Source organism: Desemzia sp. C1 (genome assembly GCF_020882875.1).
Classification (GTDB): Bacteria; Bacillota; Bacilli; order Lactobacillales; family Carnobacteriaceae; genus Desemzia; species Desemzia incerta.
Genome location: NZ_JAJIZP010000001.1, coordinates 55,705 through 65,162, shown reverse-complemented (window position 1 = coordinate 65,162; position 9,458 = coordinate 55,705). Strand labels below are relative to the sequence as shown.

The following is a 9,458-nucleotide window of genomic DNA, read 5'->3' as shown; positions in this document are numbered from 1 at the left end:
TTGAATAGTAAAGTAGATACCAATGCCAATCGGAAGATACATAAATAAATATGATAAAGCGATGACCAATGCATTCGATAATGAGATGGCATTATTCATGTCTTTAGTACTCTCTTCTAAACCTTTTACTTTCTGATAAAATTTTTTAATGAAATAATTTTCGGATTTATATGAAGCTATTGTTTCAGCCCCACTTAAGATATCCTTTAGTATAGAAGAAAAAGATTTATTCTCTTTTGTCCAATGACTATTACTTTCTTCTATTTTTTCTTTATAAATGTTTGTAAACATTGGTGTTACTGATGTAAACACTAAAAAGATAACGGTCATTAAAAAACTATTGCTCATAGAAAAAGTCAAAATAACAACTAGAGTAACTAAATAGCTGACGACATTGAATAGTTGCTTTACGTAATTTTCTTCAAGTAACTTGAGATCGTTCATAAAAAATGATGTATTACTTGATACTCCTTCGGTTTTACTTAAAGAAGTCTCTTTTTCTAAAATTTTCCTTATTAATTCAGTCTTTAAAGACGTGTTAAAAAAAGCAATATTCTTATTTGTCCAAAAATCTTTTAAATAAGTAATAATAGAAAACAATATGTAACCCAAGACAACAAGAATAATGTACTTTAATAATAGAGAGGTGTCTTTTTCCTCAATAACCTTAAAAATATACGCATAAGTAGCGGCATTAAAAGTAGTCTCTACTGCTGCAAGTCCAATGAAAATAAAAGCTGCAGCTAGGTACTGTTTATTATAAAATTTAATCATTTGTATCCCTCCGTATCCGTTTGTACTGTTATTTTATCTTATTTCGAGCACTCTTTATGTTATGATATGGGTCATAAACTACCCAAAAAATACGGAGGTACATCAGTTGATAGGATTAACGTTTAGAAAAATACGTATGCAGAAAAACATTTCACAAAAAGAAGTTTACACAGGCATTGTTTCTAGATCTTTCTTTCAAAAATTTGAGAAAGGACTACACTCTATTTCTGTAGAAAAATTTCAAGAATTGTTAAATAGGATAAATGTATCTTACGATGAATTTATGTATAAACATCATGGGAAACTCTTTACCACAGATGATTTTTTAGTGACTATTTTTAACGCTTACTGGAATCAAGATCCAAATTCTTTAACCAACCTCCATAACAAATTACGCTTTTCGTCCAATCAAACAGAAGTCTTTTTGAGCAGAGTTGCACTATTATTCAAACTTATTTTATCTAAAGAGTCAGATGGTGATTTAAGTTTCGACTTTATCTTTAACTATCTAGACAGAATAAGCAGCTGGACCTTTTTTGAAACAAAATTATTTAATAATATTATGTCTATAGTCCCTTCTAAGAAAAGAAACCAATATTTCAAAAAAGCACAATTTTTTTTCGACAACAGCAAAGGACTAGCAGCCGTTAATAGTGAATTTGCAAACTGGCATTCTCATCTTTATGTCAATTTTATCCATTTAACTTTGGAAGAAAAAGAACTCAATAGAGCAAAAATAGCTATTGAAGACATGCGGATAAGTCGACAAAATTTATATACCAGTGAGCGGAATGAACTGGCTTATTTATTTTTAAAAAACTTAATCCGTCTTTATGACAAGGAAGAAAGAGACCAAGCAATAGAAGCACTAAAAAAAATAACCGATTTGTCACAAATAGTAAATAAGTTGAATAATGAAACCTATTCAAAATTGGTCACTACTCACCAAGAAAAGACTGAACCATTGCATGCTAAAAGCGAAAGCTAATTAACCCGATTAAAAAACTACATAATCTCTGGCTTGTTACGCTCTTAATCAAATCTATGCCTTATGCGAGAAGGCAAACTTATAGATAATTGGATATTTTCCTGCTGGAGCGATTGATTTTGAAAAAAGTTTATAGAGAGATAACATCACTAGAGGAATGTCTGCCTTATCGTATTAAATCAAAAAGAAATAACTAAGAAAAAAATAGAACCTCTTCTGGGTCGTAAAATCAGAAGAGGTTCTATTTTTCTATTTATTATTCTTGTATCAAAAACAATCGATTATGATACTGTTTTGAGAAGCGACTCTTTCTTCTCTAAAAGCGCTCTTTTTTAGTCTCAAAAGTTGTATCAATATCTATGTATCTTTAACAACCCTTTGTGATACAATGAGGGTAACAAAGGGGGTTAGAACTGTGAGCGGATATATCTACGGATACGCGCGCGTCAGCACGCAACACCAGGATCTGAATCGGCAGCTAGACTTGCTAGCGAAACAAAATTGCAACGAAATCTTGACGGAGAAAATGACAGGGACGAAGAGCAATCGTCCTGAGTTGAACCGTCTAAAGGATAAATTGCGACCTGGGGACACGGTGGTGGTGGAGAGCTTCTCCCGCTTGGGACGAAGCACCAAGGATCTGATTGACCTGGTCACCTACTTCGAGGAGCAGGACGTGAAGCTGGTCAGCCTGAAGGAGAACTTCGATACAACCACCCCGCAGGGGAGGCTCATGATGACCGTTTTCCAGGCCTTCAGCCAATTCGAGCGTGATTTGATTGTGGAGCGGACGAAAGAGGGGCTCCAGAGTGCCCGTGCCCGAGGTCGGATAGGCGGAAGACCACGTGTGAACAAACGTGATATTGAACGAGCCGTGAAACTGTATGAGAGCAAAGCGTATAGTGGCAAAGAGATTACAGAAATGACTGGTATCAGTAAAGCTACTCTCTATCGATATATAAAGAGTAAGAAAAAATAACGCATTTTGAGCCAATTTCATATTTAAAAGTGAGTCACTTATTCACGTTACTGAGCTAAAAAGTATTTTTACCCATATCTTTCGTTAAGATTTATGTTGCAACCTATAGTTAGGGGTACCGCCAACATTTCGGAAATTTTGTACGTTAAGGGAATTTCAACCTAAAAAAGTCGAATTCCTGTACGCTAAGGAACCGACTTTTTTAGGTTGATTCTTCAAGTAAAGCGCCAGTTGAAGAAGTTTTTTTATTGACGTGGTGCAAACAGCATTACTGATACCCCAACCAAGCAAATACCAGCACCAACCCAATCATATAAATCAGGTGTTTTTTTATCAATGCCCCATCCCCACAATACAGAAAGAACAATAAATACTCCTCCATAGGCAGCATAAACTCTACCGAACGATGGGAATGATTGAAATGTAGCAATGACTCCGTATAAAACTATGACTATTCCCCCAAAGATCCCCAAATAAAGGGCTTCCCTTCTCTGAGACATAACCAAATTAGATAACCACCACCAATTTCAGCTAATCCTGCAACAATGAATACTACAATTGTATAAATCATAAAGCACTCCTTGAACATTTAATCAATATAGCAATTATAACGTATCCTTTTTGAACTATGATAATTATTTCAAGCATAGAGTGATTAACAACAGTTTGGAGGGATAGTATTGAACGAGGATTTTATATATGCAAATCAAATACTTAATAGTCGAGGTACCGTCGGAAAAATACGGACGTTAAGGATTTTGAAAGATAAAAAAGCTTAATTCCTCCGTATTTTTAGTGAGAAATTAAGCTTTTGATTTTCAACAATCGCCCTTTTCTGAATAAGCGTGTACAAGAGATAATGGAAAAATCATGCTAGAAAAACATATGATAAAAATTACAACATGTGTGCAATGTCTGAAGCTACTGTTGGATAGGCAAATATCATTTGTTTCAATTCTTTGGTTGAAATCCCAAAACGAATGGCTGTTGCAAAATGATTAATCAGTTCATCGGCTTCATTACTAATCAAATGAGCACCAACAATTTGATCATGATCTTCGTCAATCAGCACTTTAAACGCAGCAAAGTCCTCATTTGTCCGTTTATACGTAAACCAGTCGGAGATGTTTTTCTGCTTTACTTTAATATTCCGGCCAGAGTTTTTGGCTTCCTCCTCGCTCATACCTACCGATGCTATTTTAGGTACGGTAAATACAGCAGATGGAATCACGGGATATTCAATTTTTTTGCTGTTCCCTTTCAATAAATTAGATGCTACGACATGAGAATCTGCACTGGCTACAGGTGTGAGGGGCAAGCCATCCGTTGCTGCAGCATCTCCAGCTGCATAGACATTCGGGTTACTTACACTTTGCAAATACTCATTAACATGGACACCATGTTTTTTCCTTTCTATATTCCCTTTTTCAAGATTCATATCTAAGGCAGGGACCCGTCCAGCACCATGAATAACAATGTCTGCTTCAAACCGCGTTATATCCTCTTTTTTTCGAGCGTACACATGAAACTTTCCTTGTTCTTTTTCAATGGATTCAACGGAATGTTGAAGATGTACCTGTATGCCAATCTCTTTCGACTTTTCTAAAAGGATATCTACAAGATCTATATCAAAATTCTCCAAAGGTCTTTGACCTCGATGGATAATATGAACTTCTGATCCAGCACGTGCCGCGATATGAGCAAATTCAAACGAAATATACCCACCACCAACAAAGACGATTCTTTGTGGTAATTCATCCAACTCCAAAAACTCATCACTATAAGTAAGATGTTCTTCTCCTTCTATGGGTAAAGGGGTAGGTTTCGCACCACTAGCGATCAAGAAATGACTCCCCTCGAGCACTTCTTTATTCACTTCAAGTTTGTCCTCACTCACGAAAGATGCATTGCCATGATACGTATCGATTCCCTGTTTATTCAATGCTTCCTCTTTTTTTTCCGGGACATCATCTGTAAAGGTTCTTTTAAAATTCATAAGATCTTTCCAGTTGATGGAGACTTCAGACGGTACTCCATTCTTAACCATCCGTTTGTTCCAATCAATAAGCTCGGCAGCACCATGTAGAACCTTTTTTGGGTCACATCCACGTAGTGCACACGTGCCTCCAAACGGCCTGTCATCTACCATAGCTACATTCCAGCCGGCTTTATTACATTTTGCTGCTGTGATTGAACCCGCAGAACCTGTACCAATCACAATAAGATCGTATTTCTTTATCATCATTAACCTCCTCGCAGAATTGACTCTATAATACGTTTGCCTTATTTCTATCTAATGAAACCGCGTACCTTGTCCAAGGTTGAAAGACTCCACCGTCTTAACCAAACGGTGGATTCATTGTGTTGTTACCCTGCACAACAAGATAATTTCGAAACATCCTTATCAAAGGTAAGAGCAGCTAATTTTAATCCTTCTGCCATTGTTAAATATGGTGCAAGGCTGTCTTTTAAATCCTCGACTGTTAATCCAAACTTAACGGCTAATGTCGCCGCATATATCACATCTCCTGCATTTTCAGATACGATATGAACCCCTAGTAATTTTGAAGTTTTTGCATCGGCAACAAGCTTAAAAACCCCTGTTGTTTCACGATTTACTATTGCTCTTGGAACTGCATCTAAAGGCAATACAGATTTTTTTACTTCATAGCCTTTTTCTTTTGCTTGTTCTTCTGTTAAACCAACCGTTGCAATCGAAGGATTTGTAAAAATTACGCCAGGAACAACGGATAAATCTAATTTTTTATTTAATCCGCCAATCGCATTATCGGCAACAATTCCACCTTCATATGATGCTACATAAACGAATTGAGGTCCTAATGTTACATCGCCTGCAGCATAAATCTTTTCATTACTTGTCCTAGCGTAGTCATTTATCAGGATTTCTTTTCGTTTTCCAACTTCAACCCCTGCGGCACTTAATTTCAAAGCATCTGTATTTGGTTTTCTTCCTGTTGCAACAAGTAACTGCTCTGATTCCACCACTTTTTTCTTACCATCTACTGTTACATGAACCTTTTTGATTTGCCCCTCTTGTTCTACACGCTCAAAAGTTGCCCCTTTTACAAGATTAATACCTTGTTCAATTAACGCTTTTTCTACGGCTTCTGAAATTTCTTGATCATATTCTTTTAAAAGTCGCTCACTTCTTTGCATAAGCGTGACTTCTGAACCTAAATTATGAAACAATTGCCCAAGTTCCATTCCGATATATCCTGAACCAATAACCGTTAATCGTTTTGGTACCGTTTTTAATTCAAGTAATGTTGTACTTGTTAGATAATCCACTTTTTCAAGTCCTGAAATCGGCGGTAAGGAAGGAGAAACGCCCGTTGCAATTAAGAAACGCTTTGCAGAAAGTTTCTTCCCGTTAACTTCAACTGTATTTTCATCAACAAATATTGCTTCACCTTCAATTAACTCAAAGCCATATTCATCAATTAAATTGATATATTTTTGATTCCGAAGTTCGCTTACTAACTCATCTTTATGCTTTACTAAAGGAGCTAATTCCACTTTTCCAGCAGATGTTTGTAAACCTATAAATGGGTTGACTTTTGCCAAATGATTGATTTCCCCAGCTCTAAGAAGTGTTTTTGATGGCACACAACCAATATTTACACATGTTCCCCCAACGGTTCCACGCTCAATCATAGCTACTTTTGCCCCATATTCAACCGATTTAATCGCAGCCGAAAAAGCAGCCCCGCCAGAACCAATGATAAGTAAGTCATAGTCTCCCTCATCACCTAAAACTATTTTTTCTTCAGATTGTACTTCTTCTATTTCTCCAGGCTGGTATTTTGCTTCATCAATTGCCTTTTTTGCACTTTCCACCCCAATATCATCGGGTAATTCAAATACTGCTTCACCACGACGAAAACTAGCTTCAATGTTCTTAGCTCCCACATTTTCAAGTGCTACGGCTACATGTTCTTCACAACCTGTACAAGTCATTCCTTGAATATTTATCTTAAATTTATTCATTACCTTAACCTCCTGTTTTATCTTAAATTTTCCTATTTCCTTATTTCATACCCTAAATCAGTAATTATTTCTTCAATTTCTTCTAAACTAGTTTTCGATTTATCAAATGTAAGTTGGGTTTCTCCTGATCCTTCAACTTCTATATCTTGAATACCCTCTAAATTAGAAACGGCGGAACTCACCGTAAAAGCGCAAGATACTCAAGTAAAACCATCTATTTTAAACGAAACAGATTCTAAGTTTTCTGATGGAACCTCACTTGTTTTTGAACCTTCTTCAACTGCTTTTTGACCACACCCAGAAAGGACAACAACCAATCCAAATATAATGAATAGATATATTAAATATTTCATCATGCCTTATATCCTCTGACTGAACAATGTATAGATAAGCATTACCCCAGAAACGATTGTACTAACCCATAACAACTTCTTCGTTTTCTTTGAACTATTTTTTTGTTTCCATACAAGTAAATGAGCAAAAGAAAGCATAACAACAGTGATAACAATAAACCAAATTCGATATGGCGCAAACGTAACGGCAAGTGTTCCAGCTAAACCACTTAGACCAAGTGGTATTAAGATCGCTAAGTCAATTCAACAAAGACTTGCTAAAAAAGCTGAAAACATCGAAGCAATTGCAACAACTCTTTCTTTCATTTTTTACATCTTCTTATTTTTATGTGATTTTTCATATTTAGAATAAGCATAAAAAGTTAAACCAAGAAAAACAGCTAAAACAGGAATCAGAACAAAATCTAAATAGCCTGTTATTGCACCTAATCCAAGCGTACCTAATAAAATAACTAAAGTAGGTGTAGCCCAACATAATAAAACCAAAAATGTACCTATAAGCCCTGCAATAAAGGTCTCTTTATGTTTCATTTCAAAATTCCTTTCATTCTTCCTCAATTAGGGTTTCAATTATCGGACAAGCATATAAACTTTTTTCATCTGGACATCGTTGTTTTAAGTCGTCTAACATAGTTTCAATTCGTTTTAAATCCTCTATTTGTTTTTGAACTTTCTTTTGTTTTTTAGAAACAAATTCGAACATATCTTGACAACGAACTTCATCTTTATCTACAACACCAAATAATTTATAAATCTCGTTTAAAGAAAATCCAAGTTCCTGTATTCGTTTAATAAACCCAACACGCTTAACGTCATCATCTGAATATATCCGATAACCAGCTTTCGTTCGGGAAGGTTCTTGTAATAAATTTTTTTGTTCGTAATATCTAATCGTCTCTTTATTTACCCCACATTTTTCTGCAAATGCAGTAATACGATAACTCACATAGTTCACCCCTAAATAATAGTAAACCACGTACCATAGTACGCGGTCAAGTATAATGCATTTTTCTTCTTCAAGTGTCTTGCTTGTACTTTAAGGGAGCCTATCAACTCCACTTGGTTATTATTGTGATCTACTCAAACATTATAGTCAAATGACCATTTGATTGTATTTGTTATTCCTTTAAATAGTGACATAAATGAACCCGTCGGGAAAATAAGCTTTGTAAATCTGCATTTTCCTGACAGGATTACAGCTAACGAGGCCGGTTCCTTTCAATGAAGAGGGAAATTTTTTATAATAACTATTGCCCTGTACCATGATACAGGGTGCATAATATAAATGAGGAGGGAATGAAATGAAAGGTTTGACTAGAGGTCAAGTAGCAAAAGCAACGAATATGAATATCGAAACCATTCGATACTATGAAAGGCGTGGTTTGATTTCAGATCCTCCTCGAAATAATGTTGGATACAGAATGTATCCTCAAGAAGTGATTCAGGACATTGAATTAATCAAACGGGCTCAGGATCTAGGGTTTATGTTGGAAGAAATTAAAGATCTCTTAGCAGCATCTAAAGGGGACAAGGAATTTCATTCACAAGAAATGCTCGGATTTGCATCAGGGAAAATTAAAGAAATGGAAAAAAAGATTCGTGATTTAAACGAAATGAAATTATTGAAATTAAAAGCTGTTATTCGTCAAAAAAGATATAATTACAAACCGCATACACCTAATCATGTGGCAGAAAACATCTTAAATAGAGCATTCCAAGAAGAATACAAGCCAATGGAAGTGCTACTTACAGATGTAACAGAATTACCTTACGGTAATAATTCAAAAGCATATCTAAGCGCTATTTTAGATTATGGTGTCCAAAAAATAATAGCATTCAAACTCTCACACCACAATAACAATGCCTTAGTTCGAGATACGTTTTCACAAATTGAAAATCAACTTATCCCGAATAAAACATTGATCCACAGTGATCGTGGATTTCAATATACTTCTCATTTTTTTAGAGAATATATTTCTAGAAACGATGTAATACATAGCATGTCCAGAGTGGGTAAATGTATAGATAACGGTCCGATGGAAAGCTTCTGGGGTATTCTGAAATCAGAAATGCCACAATTAGAAGCATACGATACGTTTGAAGAGTTAAATGATGCACTTCAATCTTATATTGAATTTTATAATATGGAGCGAGTTCCACTTAGCATGGGATTGCGTATTCCAGCATAAAAAACCATGCATATTAAAATTGATGCATGGCTTAAACATTTTATTTATTTACCTGTCTACTTGACAGGGGGCAGTTCACACCAATGACAATCGCGTTTTTATTTCTATGGAACTCATGACTTGATAACTTAGAATTATCAATCGCCATTTTAGTTTTTTCAGTAAAG

Annotated in this window: 10 protein-coding genes and 2 pseudogenes; 3 read left to right on the top strand and 9 right to left on the bottom strand. The window is 35.4% G+C overall.

Annotated elements, in window-relative coordinates:
* Positions 1–774: ABC transporter transmembrane domain-containing protein (locus LMF32_RS00305; RefSeq protein ID WP_230523442.1), on the bottom strand; the 774-nt coding region annotated here is incomplete at its 3' end.
* A 106-nt stretch (positions 775–880) separates the two neighbouring features.
* On the opposite strand from LMF32_RS00305, the gene LMF32_RS00300 reads away from it, so the two are divergent.
* Together LMF32_RS00300 and LMF32_RS00295 are read left to right on the top strand one after the other, a co-directional pair.
* Entirely contained in the window at positions 881–1,762 is an 882-nt protein-coding gene (locus LMF32_RS00300) for an Rgg/GadR/MutR family transcriptional regulator (RefSeq protein WP_230523441.1), read from the top strand.
* Between the two features lie 415 nt (positions 1,763–2,177).
* Entirely contained in the window at positions 2,178–2,741 is a 564-nt protein-coding gene (locus LMF32_RS00295) for a recombinase family protein (protein WP_048728526.1), read from the top strand.
* Positions 2,742–2,986: 245 nt separating this feature from the next.
* Here LMF32_RS00295 and LMF32_RS00290 read toward each other — a convergent pair.
* From LMF32_RS00290 to merR, 8 genes and pseudogenes are all read right to left on the bottom strand, one after another.
* Positions 2,987–3,252: pseudogene (locus LMF32_RS00290) on the bottom strand (YnfA family protein); the annotation flags it as partial.
* Positions 3,253–3,636: 384 nt separating this feature from the next.
* The gene (locus LMF32_RS00285; RefSeq protein WP_230523440.1) at positions 3,637–4,983 is read right to left on the bottom strand and encodes an NAD(P)/FAD-dependent oxidoreductase; all 1,347 of its coding nucleotides are present in this window, start codon (positions 4,981–4,983) and stop codon (positions 3,637–3,639) included.
* A gap of 125 nt (positions 4,984–5,108) precedes the next feature.
* On the bottom strand, positions 5,109–6,749 hold the full coding sequence (merA, locus tag LMF32_RS00280; protein ID WP_230523439.1) for a mercury(II) reductase: 1,641 nt from the start codon (positions 6,747–6,749) through the stop codon (positions 5,109–5,111).
* A 32-nt stretch (positions 6,750–6,781) separates the two neighbouring features.
* Positions 6,782–6,934, bottom strand: a pseudogene (locus tag LMF32_RS13650) (heavy metal-associated domain-containing protein); the annotation flags it as partial.
* 15 nt (positions 6,935–6,949) lie between these two features.
* Positions 6,950–7,102, bottom strand: coding sequence for a hypothetical protein (locus LMF32_RS00275; RefSeq protein ID WP_177206439.1), 153 nt, complete (start codon positions 7,100–7,102; stop codon positions 6,950–6,952).
* A gap of 6 nt (positions 7,103–7,108) precedes the next feature.
* Positions 7,109–7,408 carry a mercuric transporter MerT family protein gene (locus LMF32_RS13525; protein WP_278046239.1) on the bottom strand — a complete coding sequence of 100 codons (300 nt, stop codon included), beginning with the start codon at positions 7,406–7,408 and terminating at the stop codon, positions 7,109–7,111.
* 3 nt (positions 7,409–7,411) lie between these two features.
* Entirely contained in the window at positions 7,412–7,633 is a 222-nt protein-coding gene (merF, locus tag LMF32_RS00270) for a mercury resistance system transport protein MerF (protein ID WP_230523438.1), read from the bottom strand.
* A gap of 13 nt (positions 7,634–7,646) precedes the next feature.
* On the bottom strand, positions 7,647–8,048 hold the full coding sequence (gene merR, locus LMF32_RS00265) for an Hg(II)-responsive transcriptional regulator (RefSeq protein WP_230523437.1): 402 nt from the start codon (positions 8,046–8,048) through the stop codon (positions 7,647–7,649).
* Between the two features lie 355 nt (positions 8,049–8,403).
* Between merR and LMF32_RS00260 the strand changes: the two genes are divergently transcribed.
* Positions 8,404–9,291: an IS3 family transposase gene (locus tag LMF32_RS00260; protein WP_230523436.1), complete on the top strand. Its 888-nt coding sequence runs from the start codon at positions 8,404–8,406 to the stop codon at positions 9,289–9,291.
* The last annotated feature ends 167 nt before the right edge of the window (positions 9,292–9,458 follow it).

What these genes read in the sequence shown, in the direction of transcription:
- merA (WP_230523439.1), bottom strand. Translation starts at nt 6,749, where the DNA reads ATGAATAAATTTAAGATAAATATTCAAGGAATGACTTGTACAGGTTGT.
- LMF32_RS00275 (WP_177206439.1), bottom strand. Translation starts at nt 7,102, where the DNA reads ATGAAATATTTAATATATCTATTCATTATATTTGGATTGGTTGTTGTC.
- merF (WP_230523438.1), bottom strand. Translation starts at nt 7,633, where the DNA reads ATGAAACATAAAGAGACCTTTATTGCAGGGCTTATAGGTACATTTTTG.
- LMF32_RS00285 (WP_230523440.1), bottom strand. Translation starts at nt 4,983, where the DNA reads ATGATAAAGAAATACGATCTTATTGTGATTGGTACAGGTTCTGCGGGT.
- LMF32_RS00260 (WP_230523436.1), top strand. Translation starts at nt 8,404, where the DNA reads ATGAAAGGTTTGACTAGAGGTCAAGTAGCAAAAGCAACGAATATGAAT.